At 30.5% G+C, this 21996-nt stretch carries 27 protein-coding genes; 12 read left to right on the forward strand and 15 right to left on the reverse strand.

Features of this window, described 5'->3' with window-relative positions; genetic code table 11:
* Nucleotides 1-131 precede the first annotated feature (131 nt).
* Nucleotides 132-1652 (forward strand): NAD(P)H-quinone oxidoreductase subunit N, encoded by a 1521-nt coding sequence (locus JJ847_00085; protein MBO6959289.1) that lies wholly within the window; start codon nucleotides 132-134, stop codon nucleotides 1650-1652.
* A gap of 16 nt (nucleotides 1653-1668) precedes the next feature.
* Nucleotides 1669-2355 carry an ABC transporter ATP-binding protein gene (locus tag JJ847_00090; protein MBO6959290.1) on the forward strand — a complete coding sequence of 229 codons (687 nt, stop codon included), beginning with the start codon at nucleotides 1669-1671 and terminating at the stop codon, nucleotides 2353-2355.
* A 2-nt stretch (nucleotides 2356-2357) separates the two neighbouring features.
* On the opposite strand, the gene JJ847_00095 is transcribed toward JJ847_00090, so the two are convergent.
* On the reverse strand, nucleotides 2358-3107 hold the full coding sequence (locus tag JJ847_00095; GenBank protein ID MBO6959291.1) for a biotin--[acetyl-CoA-carboxylase] ligase: 750 nt from the start codon (nucleotides 3105-3107) through the stop codon (nucleotides 2358-2360).
* Nucleotides 3108-3206: 99 nt separating this feature from the next.
* Between JJ847_00095 and JJ847_00100 the strand changes: the two genes are divergently transcribed.
* Entirely contained in the window at nucleotides 3207-3668 is a 462-nt protein-coding gene (locus tag JJ847_00100) for a DUF721 domain-containing protein (protein MBO6959292.1), read from the forward strand.
* 5 nt (nucleotides 3669-3673) lie between these two features.
* On the opposite strand, the gene ubiE is transcribed toward JJ847_00100, so the two are convergent.
* Nucleotides 3674-4375: a bifunctional demethylmenaquinone methyltransferase/2-methoxy-6-polyprenyl-1,4-benzoquinol methylase UbiE gene (ubiE, locus tag JJ847_00105; GenBank protein ID MBO6959293.1), complete on the reverse strand. Its 702-nt coding sequence runs from the start codon at nucleotides 4373-4375 to the stop codon at nucleotides 3674-3676.
* Nucleotides 4376-4416: 41 nt separating this feature from the next.
* Nucleotides 4417-5187, reverse strand: a complete 771-nt coding sequence (gene hisF, locus JJ847_00110) for an imidazole glycerol phosphate synthase subunit HisF (GenBank protein ID MBO6959294.1) — start codon at nucleotides 5185-5187, stop codon at nucleotides 4417-4419.
* 59 nt (nucleotides 5188-5246) lie between these two features.
* On the opposite strand from hisF, the gene JJ847_00115 reads away from it, so the two are divergent.
* Genes JJ847_00115 through JJ847_00125 form a run of 3 tightly spaced genes read left to right on the forward strand, consistent with a single transcriptional unit; the run spans nucleotide 5247 to nucleotide 8198 of the window.
* The gene (locus JJ847_00115) at nucleotides 5247-5471 is read left to right on the forward strand and encodes a DUF2862 domain-containing protein (protein MBO6959295.1); all 225 of its coding nucleotides are present in this window, start codon (nucleotides 5247-5249) and stop codon (nucleotides 5469-5471) included.
* Nucleotides 5472-5479: 8 nt separating this feature from the next.
* Complete coding sequence (gene chlG / locus JJ847_00120; GenBank protein MBO6959296.1) at nucleotides 5480-6427, forward strand: chlorophyll synthase ChlG; 948 nt, start codon at nucleotides 5480-5482, stop codon at nucleotides 6425-6427.
* 1 nt (nucleotide 6428) lies between these two features.
* Nucleotides 6429-8198: a transglycosylase domain-containing protein gene (locus tag JJ847_00125; GenBank protein MBO6959297.1), complete on the forward strand. Its 1770-nt coding sequence runs from the start codon at nucleotides 6429-6431 to the stop codon at nucleotides 8196-8198.
* A gap of 9 nt (nucleotides 8199-8207) precedes the next feature.
* On the opposite strand, the gene JJ847_00130 is transcribed toward JJ847_00125, so the two are convergent.
* The 7 genes from JJ847_00130 to JJ847_00160 all read right to left on the reverse strand — a co-directional run bounded on the left by JJ847_00130 (nucleotide 8208) and on the right by JJ847_00160 (nucleotide 12678).
* Nucleotides 8208-9524 (reverse strand): 16S rRNA (cytosine(967)-C(5))-methyltransferase, encoded by a 1317-nt coding sequence (locus tag JJ847_00130; protein MBO6959298.1) that lies wholly within the window; start codon nucleotides 9522-9524, stop codon nucleotides 8208-8210.
* A 213-nt stretch (nucleotides 9525-9737) separates the two neighbouring features.
* Nucleotides 9738-9917 carry a hypothetical protein gene (locus JJ847_00135; protein ID MBO6959299.1) on the reverse strand — a complete coding sequence of 60 codons (180 nt, stop codon included), beginning with the start codon at nucleotides 9915-9917 and terminating at the stop codon, nucleotides 9738-9740.
* Nucleotides 9918-10022: 105 nt separating this feature from the next.
* A complete protein-coding gene (locus JJ847_00140) occupies nucleotides 10023-11513 on the reverse strand; it encodes a cryptochrome/photolyase family protein (GenBank protein MBO6959300.1) in 1491 nt (496 codons plus the stop codon).
* Entirely contained in the window at nucleotides 11510-11641 is a 132-nt protein-coding gene (locus JJ847_00145) for a DUF2256 domain-containing protein (GenBank protein MBO6959301.1), read from the reverse strand. The genes JJ847_00140 and JJ847_00145 overlap by 4 nt, the downstream gene beginning before the upstream one ends.
* A gap of 3 nt (nucleotides 11642-11644) precedes the next feature.
* On the reverse strand, nucleotides 11645-11881 hold the full coding sequence (locus JJ847_00150; GenBank protein MBO6959302.1) for a TIGR03643 family protein: 237 nt from the start codon (nucleotides 11879-11881) through the stop codon (nucleotides 11645-11647).
* A 2-nt stretch (nucleotides 11882-11883) separates the two neighbouring features.
* The gene (locus JJ847_00155) at nucleotides 11884-12276 is read right to left on the reverse strand and encodes a DUF393 domain-containing protein (GenBank protein MBO6959303.1); all 393 of its coding nucleotides are present in this window, start codon (nucleotides 12274-12276) and stop codon (nucleotides 11884-11886) included.
* Nucleotides 12277-12474: 198 nt separating this feature from the next.
* Nucleotides 12475-12678: a hypothetical protein gene (locus JJ847_00160; GenBank protein ID MBO6959304.1), complete on the reverse strand. Its 204-nt coding sequence runs from the start codon at nucleotides 12676-12678 to the stop codon at nucleotides 12475-12477.
* Between the two features lie 96 nt (nucleotides 12679-12774).
* Here JJ847_00160 and JJ847_00165 point away from each other — a divergent pair, with 96 nt between their 5' ends.
* Nucleotides 12775-13446 carry an RNA methyltransferase gene (locus JJ847_00165; protein MBO6959305.1) on the forward strand — a complete coding sequence of 224 codons (672 nt, stop codon included), beginning with the start codon at nucleotides 12775-12777 and terminating at the stop codon, nucleotides 13444-13446.
* A gap of 2 nt (nucleotides 13447-13448) precedes the next feature.
* Here the strand turns inward: JJ847_00165 and JJ847_00170 are convergent, their stop codons facing one another.
* From JJ847_00170 to JJ847_00180, 3 genes are all read right to left on the reverse strand, one after another.
* Nucleotides 13449-14204: an ABC transporter permease gene (locus tag JJ847_00170; GenBank protein MBO6959306.1), complete on the reverse strand. Its 756-nt coding sequence runs from the start codon at nucleotides 14202-14204 to the stop codon at nucleotides 13449-13451.
* 170 nt (nucleotides 14205-14374) lie between these two features.
* Nucleotides 14375-16183: an elongation factor 4 gene (lepA, locus tag JJ847_00175; GenBank protein MBO6959307.1), complete on the reverse strand. Its 1809-nt coding sequence runs from the start codon at nucleotides 16181-16183 to the stop codon at nucleotides 14375-14377.
* Between the two features lie 55 nt (nucleotides 16184-16238).
* Complete coding sequence (locus JJ847_00180) at nucleotides 16239-17738, reverse strand: malate:quinone oxidoreductase (protein ID MBO6959308.1); 1500 nt, start codon at nucleotides 17736-17738, stop codon at nucleotides 16239-16241.
* A gap of 70 nt (nucleotides 17739-17808) precedes the next feature.
* On the opposite strand from JJ847_00180, the gene JJ847_00185 reads away from it, so the two are divergent.
* Nucleotides 17809-18054, forward strand: coding sequence for a NifU family protein (locus JJ847_00185; GenBank protein MBO6959309.1), 246 nt, complete (start codon nucleotides 17809-17811; stop codon nucleotides 18052-18054).
* 22 nt (nucleotides 18055-18076) lie between these two features.
* On the opposite strand, the gene JJ847_00190 is transcribed toward JJ847_00185, so the two are convergent.
* Nucleotides 18077-18334 (reverse strand): hypothetical protein, encoded by a 258-nt coding sequence (locus tag JJ847_00190; GenBank protein MBO6959310.1) that lies wholly within the window; start codon nucleotides 18332-18334, stop codon nucleotides 18077-18079.
* Between the two features lie 255 nt (nucleotides 18335-18589).
* Here JJ847_00190 and JJ847_00195 point away from each other — a divergent pair, with 255 nt between their 5' ends.
* The 4 genes from JJ847_00195 (at nucleotide 18590) to JJ847_00210 (ending at nucleotide 21103) form a co-directional block, all read left to right on the forward strand.
* Nucleotides 18590-18763 (forward strand): DUF4278 domain-containing protein, encoded by a 174-nt coding sequence (locus tag JJ847_00195; GenBank protein MBO6959311.1) that lies wholly within the window; start codon nucleotides 18590-18592, stop codon nucleotides 18761-18763.
* A gap of 77 nt (nucleotides 18764-18840) precedes the next feature.
* Nucleotides 18841-19635, forward strand: a complete 795-nt coding sequence (locus JJ847_00200) for a methyltransferase domain-containing protein (GenBank protein MBO6959312.1) — start codon at nucleotides 18841-18843, stop codon at nucleotides 19633-19635.
* 35 nt (nucleotides 19636-19670) lie between these two features.
* Nucleotides 19671-20846, forward strand: coding sequence for an aminotransferase class V-fold PLP-dependent enzyme (locus JJ847_00205; protein MBO6959313.1), 1176 nt, complete (start codon nucleotides 19671-19673; stop codon nucleotides 20844-20846).
* Nucleotides 20847-20923: 77 nt separating this feature from the next.
* The gene (locus JJ847_00210) at nucleotides 20924-21103 is read left to right on the forward strand and encodes a hypothetical protein (GenBank protein MBO6959314.1); all 180 of its coding nucleotides are present in this window, start codon (nucleotides 20924-20926) and stop codon (nucleotides 21101-21103) included.
* A gap of 147 nt (nucleotides 21104-21250) precedes the next feature.
* Here the strand turns inward: JJ847_00210 and JJ847_00215 are convergent, their stop codons facing one another.
* Nucleotides 21251-21955, reverse strand: coding sequence for an SDR family NAD(P)-dependent oxidoreductase (locus tag JJ847_00215; GenBank protein ID MBO6959315.1), 705 nt, complete (start codon nucleotides 21953-21955; stop codon nucleotides 21251-21253).
* Between the last annotated feature and the right edge of the window lie 41 nt (nucleotides 21956-21996).

Below are 21996 nucleotides of genomic sequence, written 5' to 3' on the forward strand. Positions count from 1 at the left end.
TATGATTAATTGAAGCTTTTTCAAGTATTTCTTCTGAAAATTTCAAAAATCATACCCACAAATTATAATCAAGTTAAGATTAACTCTTAGACCCTTACAATCAAACATCTAATTTAATCCAATTTAATAAAGTGCCCAACGAAATCTTTACAATTAACTTAAATGCTCAAGCCATTATTCCAGAGGCTTTTATTTTACTAGGTATTGTTGGGACACTTCTTGTAGATTTAGCAGGAGAAAAAACTGCCTCAAAATGGGCACCAATAATTTGCTATTTGTCAATTGGGAGCTCTCTTTTAAGTTTGGCCTTGCAATGGAGTAATCCAGTAGAAAGTGCATTTCTTGGATCCTTTGATTCAGACAATTTAGCAATCGCATTTAGAGCAATAATATCTTTATCAACTTTAATTTCTTTACTTATAAGTTGGCGTTATACGGAAAAAAGTGGTAGCCCTATTGGAGAATTCGCGGCGATAGTTCTCTCGGCCACGCTTGGAGCAATGCTTTTGTGTGGATCTACTGACCTTATTAGTGTATTCATATCTCTTGAAACTTTATCAGTGGCGAGCTATTTACTCTCTGGTTACCTAAAGAGAGATCCGCGAAGTTCAGAAGCAGCCTTAAAATATTTGCTTGTTGGGTCAGCCGCTGCAGCGGTGTATTTGTATGGCTCCTCTTTTCTTTATGGATTAAGTGGTTCAACAAACTTATCAATAATTGGTGCAGAGATTATCAATAAACCCTCATTCATTACTTCGCTTGCTCTAGTATTTGTCTTATCAACTGTTGCTTTTAAAATTGCAGCAGTTCCGTTCCATCAATGGACTCCTGATGTGTATGAGGGATCCCCTACACCTGTAGTGGCATTTTTATCTGTTGGATCAAAAACAGCAGGATTTGCGTTCGCAATAAGAATATTAAGCACTACTTTCTCTTCTTTTGATGAAGAGTGGAAACTCTTATTTACCATATTGGCCATATTGAGCATGGCCCTTGGAAATATTGTAGCCCTTGCTCAAACCTCAATGAAAAGGATGTTAGCTTACAGCTCTATTGGACAAGCTGGATTTGTAATGATTGGAATAGTCTCTGGGACTCAAGATGGATTATCGGCGGCTGTTTTATATTTAGCTGCATATTTGTTTATGAATTTAGGTGCTTTTTCGTGTGTAATACTTTTTTCTCTAAGAACAGGTTCTGACAGAATTCTTGATTATTCTGGACTTTACCAAAAAGATCCTCTCATTACACTAGGATTAAGCCTTTGTCTTCTTTCTCTTGGAGGTTTACCTCCAATGTTGGGATTTTTCGGAAAAATATACTTATTCTTTGCTGGTTGGGCTAATCACCAATATCTTTTAGTAATTGTTGGACTAGTAACTTCAGTTATCTCTATTTATTACTACATTTCAGTTATAAAAATGATGGTAGTTAAAGAACCACGGGAAGCTTCTGAAATAGTCAAATCATATCCTGAAATTAATTGGGGCGTTGTGGGTTTGCCCCCCTTGAGAATTGCACTTTATACTTGCGTGGCAGTTACAGCCCTAGGAGGAATCCTCTCTAACCCTCTTTTTAAATTAGCGAACACAGCAGTTTCAGAAACTCCATTTTTACAAGATATTATTGCAATAACAAACAATATTTCTTAAAAGAATTTTTCATTAGATGTCTAAGAAAGTCGCAAGTCTAGAGAAAATATCCAAAACATACGGGAAAGATGATCTAACTGTTAAAGCCTTAGACAGCATTAACTTAGAAATTTATAAAGGTGACTATTTAGCTGTAATGGGAGCGAGTGGCTCAGGTAAAAGCACAGCAATGAATATTATTGGATGTCTTGATAGACCATCGGAAGGCGTTTACAAATTAAATGGTATCCCTGTTGAGAAGTTGTCTGATGATGAGCTAGCGGAAATACGTAACCAAAAATTAGGCTTCGTTTTTCAACAATTTCATCTTCTTTCAGATGCAACAGCACTTGAGAATGTAATTTTACCAATGATTTATGCTGGTATTGAGAAAGAGCAAAGATTAGAGAGAGGTAAGAATGCCTTAAAAAAAGTTGGCCTTTCTGAAAGAATGAATAATCGACCTAATCAATTATCAGGAGGTCAACAACAACGCGTAGCTATTGCAAGGGCTATCATCAACAATCCTGCAATATTATTGGCAGACGAACCAACTGGAGCACTAGATTCGAAAACAACTGAAGATGTACTAGATCTTTTTGACAAACTGCATGAATCTGGCATAACGATAGTTTTAGTTACTCACGAAGATGAAGTTGCAAATCGCGCAAAAAAAATAGCCAAATTTAAGGATGGAAAAATAGTTGAATTAAAAGTTAATTAAATTCAGAACCTTCTAATAACCTTCAGTTTAGTTTCATTTTCAATTCTTAAACTACCATTTGAATCGATATCTTTAATTTTCCATATATCAGGACAAAAACCACTAGGTAAAAATCTTTTAGTAAGGAACCTATTTGCCGATTTGATTACATATTCTTTATTGTTATTACATTCAACTGAATCATGAAAAGCTTTAAGAACTTTTGCTGTCCAATAATGTTGATTAATATTCTTAGTTTGAAGTACTTTTGATAATGAAATACCTTCTAAGGGAGTATAGTTTAAAAGATTCATGCCAAGTCCTATTCTTACATAAGTAATTTCCTTGCCTCTTGTTATCACCCTTGGTAAAAATCCAATCAATTTTTTTGAACCAAAGAAAATATCATTTGGCCATTTCAAACAAACATTTATATTTTCTTTTCTAAGCATTTCACATATCTTAATTCCTAAAGACAAATTAAATATTTGGCTAGTAAATTCTTTTGAAAATATTGGGTAAGCTGCACTTAACCAAATCCCTCCTTTGGGGGAAATCCAAGTTTTTGAGTTTTGGCCAAAACTTGAGAACTGTTCTCTTGCTATTATTGCTACTGGCTGATTTCTCTTTATTTCAGAATATCTAAGCCAATTGGTTAGCTCATTTTCAGTACTTTTGCATTTTAATTTGTACTCAAGTCTCCAGATTGGATGTCGATTCTGAATTTTTTTCAAATAAAAAACTGTTTTAGCTGCAGATCCATTAACTTTCACAAATTCTTTATTTAAACAACGAGCATCTTTGAGAAGATTAGATTAACTTTAGTCTTAATGAGTAAATTTTACAAATTGGACAAAAAGTATTTGCCAATAATGAAAAGAAGAGATCCACATACATTAAAAACTTGTCTTGATAATTTCAAAAAATCATGTGGGGAGTTAGATAAACTTTCTAAAATCAACGAAAACTGGAAGGACTTAATAGGTTTAGAACTATTTCAAGAATGCAAACCATTAAATATTGAAAAAAAAATACTTACTATTGCAGTAAATCATCCTCAGTGGCGTCAAGCTTTAATCTACAACAAGCATAAATTAAAAGAGAGAATCGAGAAATTTGGAATAACCTTGAATGAAATAAAAATAATACAAAATTATGAACTTAAAAATAAAAATATTAGTATTACTAATGCAAAGATAGTTTGGGCTAAGCATCCAAGCAGAATTGATGCAGATAATATTAGCTTTTGTACTATCTGTAATTCCCCAACTCCTGAGGGGGAAATCAAAAGATGGGGAAAGTGTTCTTTTTGTTGGAGAAAAATAAATCACTAAATTTTTTATTTAGCTAAAATTAATACTCCCATTTGCTCCCAGAAAAAAGTTCTGTATTCGGCTTTTTTAAATCCAACATCCTTAGCAATTTTTATAAGTTCATTTTTCTTTGGGAAATTTCTAATACTTTTTTCAATATATGCATACTCAGGACTTAAATTAAAAATCCGCGAAATGTTTACTACAATAATTCTCAAATATAATTTCTGAAAAATATTAGATAAAGAATTTTTTGTTGAATGATTAAAATCCAGAAAACCTGCCCTTCCTTCATCCTTCAAAAGATAGAAAACTTTTTTAATTCCTTCTTCAACATTATTCAAGTTTCTTAGTCCATAGGACATGCAAATCCCATCAAAAAATTTTGAATAATCATTAATTTCTAAAACATCTTTAATTTCCCACTTAATAAATTTATTTTCTTTTTGCTCTGCTTTTTTCTTTGCAATATTAAGGATATCCTTGGCACTGTCAATCCCAGTAATTGAGCCCCCTGGACTTACTCTTTCAGAAATTAAGAATGCTAAATCTCCAGTTCCACAGCATAAATCAGCCCAATCTTCACCATTTAAAGGTTCCAATAAATCAACTAATTTCCTTTTCCAAAATGCATGCAACCCAAAACTTAATAGATTATTTAAGAAGTCATATTTATAAGAAATTTTATTAAATATATTTTTGACTTCAATAGTTTTTGTTAATTTCATTCTTAGATTTTAGAAAACTATATTTTAGAATAAATTTATTTTCATTCATAAGGTCTAATTAAAAGTTTCTTTTCTTGGAGGAAAGTTTTTATTTCTTGTAGAGTTAGTTTTTTATCATGAAGTAACGATGCTAATAATGCTGCAGATGCCTTTCCTTCTGTAAAAACATCATAGATGTCTCTAAGACAGCCTGCTCCTCCAGATGCAATTACTGGGATATTAACAATATTGGTAACAGATTTAGTCAGATTTAAATCATATCCCATCTGCGTGCCATCGCCATCCATCGAAGTTAGCAATATTTCACCTGCGCCTAATTCCTGAACTTTCTTTGCCCAACTTAAAACATCTATTCCAGTATTTTCTCGCCCCCCTTTTACATATACTTCCCATTCATTAACCTTATCAACTTTTCTTCTAGCATCAATTGCTATCACAATACATTGAGTACCAAATTCTTTAGAACTTACAGAAATTAAATCAGGATTTCTAACCGCAGAAGAATTCAAACTAACTTTATCTGCTCCTGCTCTTAAAAGATCATTAATAGATGAGACTGAATCTATACCTCCACCTACTGTAAAAGGGATTTTTACAGCCTTTGCTGTCCTAGAGACAAGGTCAACTAATGTATTTCTATTCTCTATACTTGCTCTAATATCTAAAAATACTAATTCATCTGCTCCTTCATCAGAATACCTACAAGCCAATTCCACAGGATCGCCTGAGTCTCTCAAGTTAACAAAATTTACACCTTTGACGACTCTGCCATTGGCGACATCTAAACAAGGAATTAAACGAAGCGCTACCATTTTAGTAAAAATTGTCCAAATGCTGTTAATCTTGCATAATAGATTCCATTTTACCTCTTATGGCTGAAACAAAATTATTACCCAAAATCGGCAGTAAAATCAAAATTAACATTAACAAAGTAAAAGATAGATTACCAGTGAAATTATTTGATCAAATATCCTCTAATCCTAAAGCAGTAATAACAGGCTATAAAATGACAGACGGAAGAAGTATTGGCATCACCGCAAAATTTCAGAATGGTGCGCAAAACTGGTTTTTCCCAGAAGAAATTGAGAAAGGTTAAAGAGTAAAGTGAATGATCCAAAACAACTTTTAGGAATAAAGGGTGCCTCTGAAACATCAAGTATATGGAAACTCCGTATACAATTAATGAAACCCATTACATGGATCCCGTTGATATGGGGAGTTATTTGTGGAGCGGCTGCCAGTGGGAATTTTGAATGGACATTTAGTAATTTTTTCGCTTCATTAGCATGCATGTTAATGAGTGGACCACTTCTAGCTGGTTATACCCAAACCATAAATGATTTCTTTGATAAAGAAATTGATGCAATCAATGAGCCAAATAGACCGATTCCTTCTGGAAAGATTTCAATTAAAGATGTAAAAATACAAATCTGGGTATTACTTATTGCAGGCTTAATAGTTGCTTTTCTATTAGATTTATATGCTAAGCATAACTTCCCTTCAGTCTTTCTTTTGGCATTAGGAGGATCTTTTGTTAGTTATATATATTCTGCTCCACCTTTAAAATTAAAACAAAATGGTTGGCTTGGTAATTATGCATTGGGAGCATCTTATATAGCTTTACCTTGGTGGGCAGGACAAGCTTTATTTGGGAAACTAACCATTTTGACTGCATTATTAACACTTGCTTATAGTCTCTCTGGACTTGGTATTGCTGTCATTAACGATTTCAAAAGCGTTGAAGGAGACTCAAAACTAGGCTTGAATTCATTACCAGTAATATTTGGAATTAAAAATGCTAGTAGAATAAGTGCTGGGTTAATTGATATTTTTCAATTAGCAATGGTTGTAGTATTAATAATTATTGGTCAACATTTAGCTTCTGTAATTCTAGTTTTATTGATAATTCCACAAATCACTTTTCAAGATATGTGGTTATTAAGAGATCCTCTGAAGTTTGATGTCAAATATCAAGCAAGTGCCCAACCTTTTCTTATCACTGGTATGTTAGTTACTGCTTTAGCAATAGGACACAGTTTTCTAGTCGTTTAAAGTGCAAAGGATAAAAAGCAAATATTTTTTTTTAATAATTCCAATATTAATTTTCTCTGGAATATCTTTTTATTTTATTAATTTAATAATTACTACGCTAAAATTCGATCCAACAAAAAATGAAGCTTTATCCACCAGGAAATATTCTTATGTAATTTTATCTTCTAAAAATAAAGTAATTAGTAAATTAAGTCGCAAATTTGAAATAGATGATAGTGAACAAAAAGTTCCAATATCTTTTAAACATTCTTTTATATCTTCAGAAGATAAAAGATTTTATAAACATAATGGAATAGATTTTAAAAGTATTTCAAGAGCCTTTTTGCGAAATATCAAAAGTGGTTATGTTAAGGAAGGTGGAAGCACAATAACTCAACAAGTTGCCAGATTACTTTTTTTAAATAATGATTTAAGTTTCCAAAGAAAAATCAAAGAATTATTTATATCTCTCTTAATTGAATTTAAATATGACAAAAATCAAATTCTTAAATTATATTTAAATAATATTTACCTAGGATCAGGAGCATACGGAGTTAACGAGGCTTCTCAAATATATTTTGGAAAATTTGTTGAAGAGTTGACCTTATCTGAAATCGCATTAATTACAGGATTAGCTCCAGCTCCATCAATTTATTCACCTTATCAAAATATAGAATTAGCTGTTAAAAACAGAAATAAAATTCTGGAATCAATGTTTCTTGATGGATATATTTCACTTGAAAATAAGAATAAGGCTATCAAGGAAAAAATAAATTTAAATTACCAAACACCTAATAATTTTTTAAATGATAAATTACTGATAAATTTTATTCTTGATGAAACAGATAAAAGAATTGGAAATAAAAACGATTATAAGTTTTTGAGAATTAAGTCTTCTATAAATAAAGATTGGCAAGAAAAAGGTCAAAAAATTTCAAGTTTTGTGGAGCCTAAAGAAATTGAATTTGCTTTGTTATCAATCGAATCAAACACAGGACTAATAAGGGCAATGATAACTAGTAAAAATCCATCAATAAATGAATATAATAGAGTGACTTCATCAGTAAGACCTTTAGGTTCTACTTTTAAAATAATTCCTTATGCTGCTGCGTTAATTGAAGGGACAAAACTAAGAACAAAATTTGATGACTTACCAACATGTTGGGAAAATTATTGCCCAAAAAATTTTTCAGAAGAATATAGGGGTTCAATATCTTTAATTGAATCATTTAAGAATTCATCAAATATTGTTCCAATATCAATAACAAAAAAAATAGGTTTAAAAAATATTATTAATCTAGCCAATTCATTCGGTCTAGGATACGGTCAAAAACTTGAGGAGTTTCCATCATTAGCTATTGGCTCTTATGGAGATAGTCTTTTAAGCATTACTAATGCGTATTCTGCAATAAATAATAATGGAAAGATTCTTAGCCCTAGTATATTAGAAAAAATAGAATCATTTAATAATGAATCTATTTGGGAAAACAAATTTACTTCCAAAAAAATTCTAGATTTAAATGTCAATAAAAAAATGAAAAAGCTTCTTGAAAAATCAGTAAAAGAAGGCACTTCTAGAGCAGCTTTTATAAAGGGAAAGAAAATTTACGGAAAAACTGGGACAACAGATTCTAATAAAGATCTTTGGTTTATAGGTTCACTTGATAATCTTACGACAGGTATATGGATAGGTTTCGATGACAATAAAGAATCTCAATTATCTAGTGGAAATTCAGCTTATTTATGGAAGAAGTTTATATCTGATATTTATAAAATCTCAATTAAAAAATAAATTTTAGTTTTAAGATTTATAAGTAATTATCGCAGCGTAAAATCCATCTCCAGGATTATCAATGCTTGGTAAAATTAGCTTTTGGCTATCCAATTTTAATCCTTGATTTTTTTCAATAAATCTTTCAATAAGTAAATTATTTTCATCAGGACATATAGTACAAGTTGAATACACTAAAATTCCATTTTTTTTTAAGAGAGGGAAAATACTATCTAATAATTTTTCTTGTAATAAAGTTAAGGATTTTATTTTTTCTTTAGTTAAAGACCATCTAGAATCTGGATTTCTAGACAGAGTTCCGATCCCAGAACAGGGCGCATCTATCAAAATCTTATCAAAATAAGATATAAAATTAGGTTTTAATGAAATCAAACTCGTTGCATCAGCCTTGAGGGTATTTACAGACTTTAAATTCAACCTATCTAAATTTGATTGAAGTATTTTCAATCTTTTTGACGATCTATCTACAGCTAGGATTTCAGCTCTATCATTCGATAATTCTGCTAGATGGGTAGACTTACTTCCTGGAGCCGCACAAGCATCTAAAATCTTTTCACCCTCTTTTGGATTTAAAAGAGGTGCTACCCACTGAGAAGATCTATCTTGAATTGTCCAAAGCCCATCACTATATCCTGGTAAGTTTTTAATAGATCTTGGATTAGATTTTAAAGTTATTCCATTATTTAAATCATTGATAATTTCAGCATCAATTTTATTTTCATGGAGTACTTTCAAAAAGTTATCTAAATCAGTCTTAAGTTGGTTTATTCTCAAATCAATTGAAGGTTTTTTATTAAATGCCTTTATGATATTTTCACCCTCGCTATTACCTACCCACTTATAAAGATCATTCACAAGCCATAGTGGCAATGATTCAAGATATGAAATTCTTTCTTTACTATCAGAAGATAATTTTGGAAAAATTTCTTTTTCTAATTTTCTTGATGCATTCCTCAATATCGCATTTACAGTTCCTGCCAATCCATTTAAATCTGTTTTTTTAGCTACTTCTACAGTAGTAGAAATAGCTGCAGGAAATGGAATTTTGTCCATTTTTAAAAGTTGATATAGTCCTATATGTAAAAGCCATCTTAATTTTGGAGGTTGCTTTTTATGAGTAATTTTTGAAGTATGATCAGTCCAGAGATCAAGAAATTTTCTATACCGTATACATCCGAAAGATAATTCTGTAATAAAAGCTATATCAAGAGGATTAAACTGATAATTCCTTAGCACCTTTTCAAGAGCATGATCAGAAAAATCACCATTACTAACTTTTAATAAAATTTCCCAAGCTGCTTTTCTTTGTAAATACCCAATGCTCAAAATATAATTTATTTTTAAATATAACTTTAATATACAAAAGATTTAAAAATTTAAACTACTTTTTCTATTGAAGAACTAAACCAAATAAAACCTAAAATCGATATCAGGGTCAGATTAAATCCTAAAAAAAGAAAGATATTTAAAGAATGAATTCTTTCCCTAAAAAATAAATTTTTTTCTTTTTGTTGCTTCATTAGTAAAATAAAAACTTATTCAAGAATTCAAACGGCATCCTACATTAATTGAACCTGCATCAAGCATTCTTCCTAACTTTATAGCTATAGATTCCTCCAACCTTGTGAAATTAGATTGATGAGTTGTTATCCAATCTAATTCAGAAAAAGTAATGATCCCTGTCAGATTAGTTTTCAAAAAAAGAATTCCAATATTCATCGTTAAACTTAATTTTTCATAAATTTAACATCGGTCTGTAATATTTCGTAATAATATAATATTCTTTTAATTTTTCAAAAGGAATAGCAGAATAGCCACCTTATATTATTGAATATCTCTTAAAAATGTATCGGCCATTCTTAAATGATTATTTAATTTTTCCTCTGACATTTTGTCAAGATTTCTAGTTAACATAGCCAGTCGATATTGCTTTCTAAAAAAGCTTTCATTATCTTTAATAAATTTCCAAAATAACCCATCCCATATTTTACACCAGGGGCCACTTTTAAAATTCGACATTTTTTTTACATAATTAGAACTTGATATATATGGTTTAGTTGAGAAAATTCCTCCGTCACTAAACTGACTCATTCCATAAACATTAGGAACCATCACCCAATCATAAGAATCAATAAACATTTCCATAAACCATTTATAAACTTGATTGGGGTGAATTCTACATAGAAGCATAAAGTTCCCAATAATCATTAGCCTCTCAATATGGTGACAATAACCAAATTTAATAATATTTTTTATAACAATGTCTACTGGTTCAATTCCTGTATTTCCTTTATAAAAAGATTCTGGAATTGGTTTATTTTCAAAATTCCAGAAATTACTATTACGCATCTTTGTTCCGTACTTCTCATAGACAAGGCAAATAAATTCTCTCCATCCAATAATTTGACGAATAAAACCCTCTAATGAATTAATTGGAACGTTATTATTTTTAGCATAAAGTAATGCTTTATTTACTACTTCTTCTGGGGTTAATAAGCCGCTATTTAAAAGAGGAGAAAGTAGACTATGCCATAAAAAAGAATTTTCTTTAGAAATAGCATCTTCATAATCTCCAAACAAGAAAAATCTATGTTTAAAAAAATCATTTAACCATTCATCTGCCTCTTCAAAATTAGTTGGATATAAAAAATTATTACTTTCTCCAATAAACTCAATATCAATATTTGCTAATGACTTTTCGGCAAGAGCTACAAATTTATTTTTTGGTAATTTAGGTAATTTAGGTATGCTTATTTTTTTTGGTAATTTTTTTCTATTCATTTCATCAAAACTCCACTTACCGCCTTCAGGTGTATCATCCGGATTAACTAATATCTTTTGGCTCTTTCTTTGATTTTCATAAAATCTTCCCATAAGAGGTTTTTTTGTATTTGATTTAAATAAGTTTTTTAGATCTTCACTACTCATAAACATTGGAGAGGGCAAAAGATTTAAGACTAAATTATTACTTTCAACAAAATTATTAATCCGCTTTATGATTAAAAAATCATGAGGATTAATGAGATTTATTTTCTGATATTTATCTTTAATAAATTCAAATAAATATTCAACTGTTGAAATATTATTTTTATTTTCTATATATATAACTTTAAAGCCAGATATTTCTAAATATTTTTTATAAGCGAGCATAGATGCTCTATGAAAAACCAACTTGTTTTTATGGTTCGTTAATTTATGAAATTTATCATTCCCAAAAAATAATGAGTCTTCTAAAATTAAAATTTCACAATTTATTTTTAAGATTGGGCTTTCTCTAAATAGTTGATGAGGGAAAATAATTGATACTTGTTTCATTTTTGCGACTTCCTGTTACTGCACCTTTTTGAACAGTAGATAACATCATCCCAACAATTTTTCCATTTTTTACGCCACTCGAACGGCCTATTGCAAACAGGACAAGTTTTAGTAGAAAGATTTTTCAAAATTTACAATTTTCTTTTATGAGTAGATTTAAATCTAGTTGAATCTTTAAGTGCCATATGTTTTGTATTTCTTCCCGAAACTCTCTTTCTCCAAACTTTGAAGGATTTAGGTTTAAGATTTTGACGCATAATTTTTATCGCTTCTTCCTCTTTTAAACCAAATTGATACTCAATGGCTTCAAAGGGTGTTCTATCTTCCCAACACATCTCTATTATTCTATCTATGTCAATATTTTTCATATTTACTTTTCACATTGAGAGGTACAAAGTTTTTCAATATTGGATCGACCTGTAATAAGAAGTCTATATTTTGCCCAATATCTGTAAGCCAGCCTTAATATGGGAGATAAGAATCGTATTTTCAAAGGATAATAAACCCAACCCAAACCAATTAATTCATAAGAATATGACAGTACGTCTAGTCCCCTAATAATTTCTCCATTTTCCTTAATCCCATGAAGATTTGACATTGCTTCTGAATATGAAATGTCACCAAAAAGACTTTGATCATAATCTTTACTATTAATATCTACAAATATAATTTGATTTGAAATATCTCTTTTTTTTAAAAAATTTGTTTCTCTCAAACAAAGTGGACAACCACCATCAAATAAAAAGGTTAATTTAATTTTCATATTTTTATACAAATATAGAATTTAAATAACTTTTTTGTGAGAAAAAAATATTTTTATACAGTACGAAGAAAGTTTTAAAAGTACAAGCTTCATAAAGCCTTAATAATTACTAGGTCAAAATTTTAAAAAATTACATTATCTTATAGATTAATAAACCATTGATTAAGGGATACATCGATGGTTTAAAACTATTAATTATTAATCATCTAAAAGATGAACTCCTTCGCCTATATCAGGAGTAAACTTACAATATTTTTCAAAAACAAGTCCAACACCTCTCATTTTTTCTCCTAATTCATCACTAAATTTATTCCAATCTTCAGATTCTCTTTCAGGTAAATCCCATCCTTGTTTCTCCACCATGCTTGTGATTACTGTATAGTCCCATTCTATGTATGCCATTGAGTTAATTCAAACTACCAAAACATTATAAACCAAGAGATTTAATAGGTAATAATTATTTTTTGAATATAATTAAGAAGTGTGAAAAAATTATAAATGTCAATTTTGCCAAGAAGATTTGAACGAATCAAAAGTGTTTTAGATTGCAGAATGAAAAACTTGACTGTTTTAGTTGAGGATGTCAATAAACCACATAATTTATCCGCGATACTAAGGACTTGTGATGCAGCAGGAGTTTTCGAAGCAAATTTTATTAGCAAAAGGAATGTCGTCAAGACTTTTAATAGTACTGCGCAAGGAAGTCAAAAATGGGTCAAACTAAATAATCATGAAAACACTATCACTGCAATATCCGATTTAAAGAATAAGGGTTTTAAATTATATGGAACTACTCTTAATAGAGAATCAGTTGATTATAGAAATTTTGATTATTCTCAAAATACGTGTTTTGTTCTTGGAGCAGAAAAATGGGGATTAAGTAAAGAACTCATATCATTGGTTGATCAATCAATTTTCATACCTATGAGAGGTATGGTCCAATCCCTAAATGTTTCAGTTGCTGCTTCCATATTATTATTTGAAGCTATTCGCCAGAGAAAAAATAAAGATATATTGCCCACTAATGGAGAAGGATTAAATATAGATGAATATCGAAAGACACTTTTTGAATGGTGTTACCCAGAATTAGCTACTTTATATAAAAAATCAGCAAAAGAGTATCCAAAGTTAAATGATCAAGGAGATTTTGATCCTATTGTAGATAACTAAAATCAATCAGACTTTTGTCTATCAAAAATTTCCTCAAGATCCTCTCCTATAAAAGAAAGACCTAAAACTAAAAAAAACATTGCCAAACCAGGGAACAAAGCCGTCCACCAAATACCTGTAGGTAAAGCGGCAAGAGCAAGATTTAAATCACTTCCCCATTCTGGGACATCTGCAGGAACACCAAGACCTAAAAATCCTAAACTTCCTAATACCAAAACAGCATCCGCAGCATTTAGGGTAAGCAGAATAGGTAAAGGTGTTATTACATTTGGAAGAATATATTTAAAAATAATTGTTTTAACATCAGCCCCTGAGACTTGAGCTGCCTCAACGTAAGTTTCGGATTTAACTAAAATTGTTTGATTTCTGATTAATCTAAAATATTGTGGCGAATAAACAATGCACAATGCCAAAGCCGCATTAAGAATACCCTTACCCAAGACAAAAGCAACAACAACTGAAAGCAAAATTACAGGTATTGAAAAAATAGTATCCATTATTAGTGATAAGCACTTATCAAACAAACCACCAAAATACCCACTTAATAATCCCAATGGCAAACCTAAACTTAATGAAAAAAGAATAGCTAAGAATACAACTTCTATCGCTAAGGATGATCCTTGCAAAGTTCTTAAGCAAACATCTCTTCCTAATCTATCTGTGCCACAGAAATGATTAAGCGAAGGAGGGGCAAAGATATCATTGCTTAAAATTGAAAATGAATAACCGAAAAAATTATTGGCCTCTAAAAATTTCATTATTAAAACAATAAGAAGATAAAAAAGTACAATTAGAAATCCAGCTTTTCTGATATTTGAGCCGACACGATTAAGTGAGTTAATATCCAAAATCTTTTTTTTACAGATATGAATGAAATATACCCAATACTCTTAAAAAAAAATAGTTATTAATTTTAAATTTTAAAAAATTACTGGTTTAATTTCAGGACTGCCATAAAAGCTTCTTGAGGTACTTCAACTTTACCCATTGCCTTCATCCTCTTTTTACCTTTAGCTTGTTTCTTTAAAAGTTTCTTTTTCCTAGAAATATCACCTCCATAACATTTTGATAAAACATCTTTTCGCAAAGCACTTATACTTTCACTTGCAATAATCCTACTACCGATTGATGCCTGGATAGGAATTTTAAATTGTTGTTTTGGAATAAGTTCTTTTAATTTCTCAACTAGACTTCTTCCAATTCCATAAGCCTTATCTTTATGAACAATAGAAGTTAATGGATCTGCTCTTTCTGAATTTATTAGAACATCCAATCTGACAAGGTCATTCTTTCTATACCCAATTAAATGATATTCCATTGATGCATAACCTTGAGTCCTACTTTTCATTTGATCAAAGAAATCTGTAACTACTTCTGCTAATGGAATTTCATAAATCAAAGTAACCCGATCTGTTGTTATGTATTTCATATCTATAAATACTCCTCTTCTTTCCTGACATAAACCCATTAATGTTCCATTAAATTCATTGGGAGCATAAATTTCCATTTTCACATAAGGCTCTTCTATTGATTCCCTAAGTTGTGGATCAGGAATTGTAGAAGGATTATCAATAAAGATATGTTCATGATGATTTAAATTAACCTTATAGATAACTGATGGTGCCGTTACAATTAAATCCAAATCATATTCTCTTTCTAATCTTTCTTGAACAATCTCCATATGAAGAAGTCCTAAGAATCCGCACCTAAATCCGAAGCCCATTGCGCTACTAGTTTCGGGCTCATATTTTAAGGCCGCATCAGATAATTGTAATTTTTCAAGTGATACTCTTAAATCTGGGAATTGATCAGCATCAGTCGGGAATAAGCCACAAAAAACCATAGGGTTTGCTGTCTTGTAACCTGGCAAGGGATCATTTGCAGGTGAATTTAAAAGAGTAATCGTATCTCCCACTCTCGCATCAGCAACTGATTTTATAGAAGCAGCTAAATAACCAACTTCTCCTGCATGTAATTCATCAACTTGTTGCTGATCAGGTGCCATTATTCCTATTTCATCCAATTCATAATTTTTTTTGCTAGCCATTAATAATATCTTTTCTCTCTTATTAAGAGACCCAGATATCACCCTGAAATAAACAATAACGCCCCTGTAGGGATCATAATAAGAATCAAAAATTAATGCCTTCGTAGGTAATTTTATTTCATCTTGAGGAGGAGGGACTCTTTTTACAATTGCTTCCAAAATATCTTTAATACCAACTCCAGTTTTTGCTGAACAATTTATTGCATTAGATGTATCAAGTCCAATAATTTCCTCTATTTCTTGTTTTATTTTTTCAGCATCAGCTCCAGGCAAATCAACTTTATTTAAAACAGGAATTATTTCAAGATTATTTTCTAAGGCAAGATAAACATTAGCTAAGGTTTGAGCTTCTACTCCTTGACTTGCATCAACAACGAGTAAAGCGCCTTCACAAGCCTGGAGAGATCTACTAACCTCATAAGAAAAATCAACATGCCCTGGGGTATCTATCAGGTTCAAAACATATTCTTGAGAATCATCAGCTTTATATTTCATCCTAGCGGCCTGTAACTTGATAGTAATTCCTCTCTCTCTTTCAAGATCCATACTATCCAAAAATTGTTCCTGCATATCCCTTTGCTGCACAGTTCCAGTATCTTGGAGCAATCTATCAGCGAGTGTAGATTTACCATGATCAATATGAGCGATTATGCAGAAATTTCTTATTTTTGAAACTGATATATTAGTCATTTAGTAAGAAAAAATCTCCTCTTATTACATCTTGACTAATATTAGCTAATTAGAATTATGGATGGAAACCAAAAATCGAATTATTTCTTTTTTTGATGTCTTTTATAAAGCAAGAACTATCATTTTCAGAAGCGGATAGCTTTGGATAAATTAAGTCATTTATTTTTTTCTGAAGATTATGCTTGTCGTTTAAAAATAAAACAGATTTTTCTAGAACCTCAACCATAATTGAAACCGCAGTACTTGCTCCAGGAGAAGCCCCCAGCAAAGCAGATAATGATCCATCAGATGAATTTACAATCTCCGTTCCAAATTTCAAAGAACCACCACCTTCAGTTTTTTTAATTATTTGGACTCTTTGGCCAGCATTCTTTAAATACCAATCAGAAGGATTAGCTGATGGCATCATATTCTTTAAATTCTCAACTCTTGAATTATGGTTCTTTAATGATTGTGATATTAGATAATTAATTAAATCGTTGTTCTTGAGACCAACTTCTAACATAGAAAAAATATTATTTTTTTTAATTGAACTAAATAAGTCAAAGTATGAACTTTGTTTTAGAAATTTCGTTGTAAATCCAGCAAAAGGTCCATATAAAAGAAGTTTTTTATTATCAATCCATCTAGTGTCTAAATGAGGCACAGACATTGGTGGTGATCCAATATCAGCTTTACCATAAACTTTTGAGTTATGTTTTTCTGTAAGATCTTTTTTCTCGCAAATAAGCCATTTCCCACTAACAGGAAATCCACCATAACTTTTTGCTTCTGGAATTTTTGATTTTTGTAAATAATTAATTGTTTTTCCACCAGCACCAAGAAAAACGTATCCCGTTCTAATTGAAGTTTTTCTACCTTCAGAACTGATTTCTAGTTCCCATTGTTTTTTATCAATTTTCTTTAAATCTACTAATTCTGTTTTATACCTAATTTCAACATTTTTGTTTAAGGAAACTAATGACAAATACTCTTTAGTTAAAGCCTCAAAATTAATATCAGTTCCTCTACCTATTCTGGTAGCCGCAATTTGAGTAGATGGATTTCTATCTTTTGTTATTAGAGGAGCCCATGATGAAATTTCTTCAAAAGATGTAGAAAATTCCATATCGATAAATTCAGGGTTTTCGGTCATTTTTTGAAATCTTTTTTTTAAAAAAGAAATATTATCCTGACCAGACACAAAGCTAATATGAGGAATAAATTCTAGAAACTTCTTAATATCAATTTTCCCTGCTTCATACAATGAGGCCCATAAAGACATGGATGTTTCAAAAGAACGATTTATTGAGAGCGCTTTATCTATTTTTATATTTCCTTTTTCATCTAAAGGAGTATAGTTTAATTCGCAATTAGCTGCATGCCCTGTACCTGCATTATTAAAAGCGCCAGTACTTTCACTTCCTGGAGCATTTAATTTTTCTATAATAAGAAATTTTATATCTGGTAAAACTTCAGAAATTAGGAGGGCTAAAGTACTACTCATTATCCCTGCTCCTACTAAGACTGCATCAAAGTAGCTATTGTCATTAGTGGGATTTTTAGATGAAGTCACAACAGAAAATTATCTTTTTTGCAATTAATCAGATTTCTTTCTAGGCTTATTATAAAGTTAATCCAAAATTATGAGTACTGAAACACTCTCGCTGACAAACGAAAATGTTGAAAAAGTCCTTGACGAGCTAAGACCTTTTTTAATTTCTGATGGAGGTAATGTAGAGATTGCAGAAATAGATGGTCCAATTGTCAAAGTCAGACTTCAAGGAGCATGTGGTAGTTGCCCAAGTAGCACTATGACTCTCAAAATGGGTATTGAAAGAAAGTTAAAAGAAATGATTCCTGAAATAAGCGAAGTTGTCCAGGTTTTATAAAAATTTTTAACTGAAGTATATATTATTTAGTTTTTAATTCCTTCAACAAAGATGATTCCATATCAAGGCAATCAATTGGAAGCCCTTGACCAATAGCGATTAAAAGAGGTGCAAGTATTCCTAAAGTAAAAACTAAATTTGATTGGCTTACATCATATTTACTCAAAGTAAAAGTTATCAAATAAATAATTGAAAAATAAGCATGTAGTGAAAAAAATTCTTTTGGCTTTAATACTGGCCACCTTAAAGTATTTCCCAAGAAATATAAAAAACCTGTCATAAATAAATAGTTACATGAAGATTAAACCAAATATAAACATAAACCTTTTTAGAGACTATTTATAAAAAAATTTACCTAAGATAATAATTAAAAAAACATTAAATCTTCGTTTCTATTTGTAAAAGCTAGACATCTCTAGAAAAATAAGTTTATAATGATTTGGTAGCAATTGCTACTTTTTCGTTCACCCTCATTTGAGGGCGCAGTTCGAGTCATACCATGGAACGGGGGATGGCCGTGTTGTCACATCGAATCATGACTACTTTAACTTACAGAGGTAAAAACTACGTTCAAAACAAAGAAGCTGCTAAAAAGCAACTTGTTGAACTTACCTACAGAAGAAACGTATACACCAACAGAATGGATGACGCTTCTTCAAGTAATGAAAAGGCAGAATTAAATTACAGAGGTGTTAATTACACTAAATAATTTAATTAAACAAATTAAAAGCCCCTTTTTCAGGGGCTTTTTTTTTGGCTATATTTATCAAGAGTCCTTTAAAAAATATGTCTGAAAGTTGCTTTAATACAAACACATCGAATAAAGCACCTAATCAATTCGATCATAAAGATGCGATTCAAGAAAGATATGGCTCAGCCGCACAAGAAAAAGAAAGTTGTCTTTGTACACCAGTTGGGTTTAATCCCGTTTTACTTGAAGCAATTCCTCAAGAGGTTATAGAAAGAGACTATGGGTGTGGTGATCCAACAAAATATGTTCAAAAAAATGATATAGTCTTAGACCTTGGAAGTGGTAGCGGCAAAAATGCTTTCATTTGTGCCCAAATTGTTGGAAAAGAAGGGAAAGTTATTGGCGTTGATCAGAATTCGGACATGCTTTCTTTATCAAGATCAGCCTCTAAAGAAGTTACAAAAAATATAGGTTTCAACAATACCGAATTTCTAGAAGGTTCAATTGAAAAACTTGATGAATTAGATAAAGATTTAAATCCATTAATCGCAGATAAATCAGTTGATATTATTTTAAGTAATTGCGTTTTAAACTTGGTAAGTCCAGAATCTAGAAATAACCTTCTCAATAACATAAAAAGAGTTTTAAACGATAATGGAAGAATTGCAATTAGCGATATCGTCTCTAACAAAAAAGTTCCTTTAAGATTGCAAAATGATCATGATTTATGGACAGGATGTATTAGTGGAGCATGGTATGAGCCAGACTTTATAAGTGATTTTAAAGAACTAGGATTTAAAAATTTAAAATTTGCAGAAAGGAGTGCTGAACCTTGGAAAGTAATTGAGGATATAGAGTTTAGAACAGTAACTTTGGTAGGCAATATCTAACAAATTCAAGAGTTGAAAATATAATATAAATTTCCATGAGAAATAATCTAAGAGATCAAATACCCGCATTAAAAAATAAGTATTATTTCAACTATGGTGGTCAAGGACCATTACCAAAATCTTCTCTAGAAGCAATAGTTAAAACTTGGGAAACCATCCAAGATTTAGGACCATTTACCAATGATATGTGGCCTTTTATTTACAAAGAAATATTGACCACAAAAAGAATCATTGCGCAAAAATTAGGTGTCAATTCAAAGAATATAGCTTTAACCGAAAATATCTCTTCCGGTATGATTTTGCCCTTTTGGGGAATAAAAGTAGAAGAGGGAGAAGAGTTGTTAATAAGTGACTGTGAACATCCTGGAGTAGTGGCTGCAAGTCGAGAATTTTGCAGAAGAAATAAATTAATATTCAAAATTTTGCCAATCCAAAAAATTAAAAATCTAAATGACGAAAATATAATTTTAGAGATTTTGAAAAATCTAAATAGTAAGACTAAGATCCTAATTATTTCTCATATCTTATGGAACTTTGGATATAAAATTCCTTTAAAACAAATTTCTATCGAATTAAAAAAAAATCGAGAAAACTCTTATCTACTTGTTGATGGTGCTCAGACCTTTGGGCACATAAATATTGAAGAAGAAGTTCTTTATTCTGATTTATATTCAATAACCTCTCATAAGTGGGCATGTGGACCAGAAGGTCTTGGAGCAATTTATGTCTCAGATAAATTTATTCATGAAACAGATCCAACAATAATTGGTTGGAAATCATTAAAAAAAGAACAAGGAATCTATGAGCCTTCAGATAATCTTTTTCATAATGATGCAAGGAAATTTGAAGTAGCTACCTCTTGTATACCTTTACTTGCAGGGCTGCGTAATTCTTTAGATCTTTTGGATAAAGACTGCCGTGAAAAAGATAAAACCAAAAACATAAAAAAATTAAGTGGAAAACTTTGGGATGAATTAAATCAATTAAAGGAAATTGAATTAGTTTTAGAAAAAAAATACTTAAATGGGATAGTTAGTTTTAATATCAAAAATATTAAAGATAAGGATAAATTTGTGAAGAAACTTGGAGAAAAGAAAATTTGGATTAGAGTTTTAGAAGATCCAAAATGGTTTAGAGCATGCGTACATCAAATTACTACAGAAGATGAGATTGATTTACTTTCTAAGGAAATTAGAAAAATTATAAATTAAATAATTAGAAATTTTTTTGATGAAAAGCACTTGCATTTCAAGAAAATAAAGAGAATATAAAGAAAATGATAATTTAAATGGAATCAATTAAACCTCCCAAAAGAATTATTAAGAAACAGCTTAAAAATGTTAATAAAGCAATTATTGAAATTGCAGAAATGAAATTTAAAAATATTGAAGAAAAAGAAGAAAAATTAGATGCGCTTGTTTTTTTAAAGAATCAAATATTGAGGAAGGCCGAGAAGTTAGAAATTTAATAACTAAATAATTTAAAAAAAAGTTATCTTTAAATAATAAATTTATTTTTTTCTTAATAACTTCTTAACTCAATAATCTTAGATTTTGTATGTCTTCATTATTTTATGCCTTGAATATTGAAGACAATCATATAAAAAAAATTTATTTTACCAAGGAATCTCTGAGCTGTCCCATGCAATAAATTTTCCACTAGATGCTGGATTTTGATTTTTAATAATATTGATCAAAAATTGAGATGATTTTTCTTTACTAAATAATTTATGTTCTGGAACAAATTTATGAAAAGGTCTAGATAGATCAGTATCTACTGTCCCTGGATGAAGCAATGTAATAGTAGCCTTTGGGAAACGTCTAGCCCATTCAATACTTAAAGACTTAAAAAACTGATTTTGCGCAGATTTTGCAGCTCTATATGAATACCAACCTCCAGTTTGATTATCTGCAATGCTGCCCACTCTTGCACTTATACTTGCAAAATTAAAATAAGAATCTTTTGGTATAAATTCTTCAATAGTTTTAGCTAATAAAATAGGAGAAAAAGCATTTATTGAAAAACTTTCCATCATATTTTTTTTATCAAGATGTTGTAATCTTTTTTCTGGCTGAAGAGAATCACTATGAAGTCTACCTGTAGCATTAACAACTAACCTTAATTTTGAAGGGTGATTTGATATTTTATTTTTCAACTGCAAAAGGGATTCAGAATCCTCTATATCTAATTCCCAAAAAGAATTAAATTCACTATTTCTTCCACACAAAACAACATCTAAATCTTTTTCACTTTCATGCAGATCATTAGCTAGTTGTGTTCCAATTCCACCTGCGCCTACAACTAAGGCTAAGCCTTTCATTTTATTAAAAGTAACTTGTTTGATTCTAAGAAACTTTTCTT

This window comes from Prochlorococcus marinus CUG1438 (assembly GCA_017644325.1).
GTDB lineage: Bacteria > Cyanobacteriota > Cyanobacteriia > PCC-6307 > Cyanobiaceae > Prochlorococcus_A > Prochlorococcus_A marinus_AA.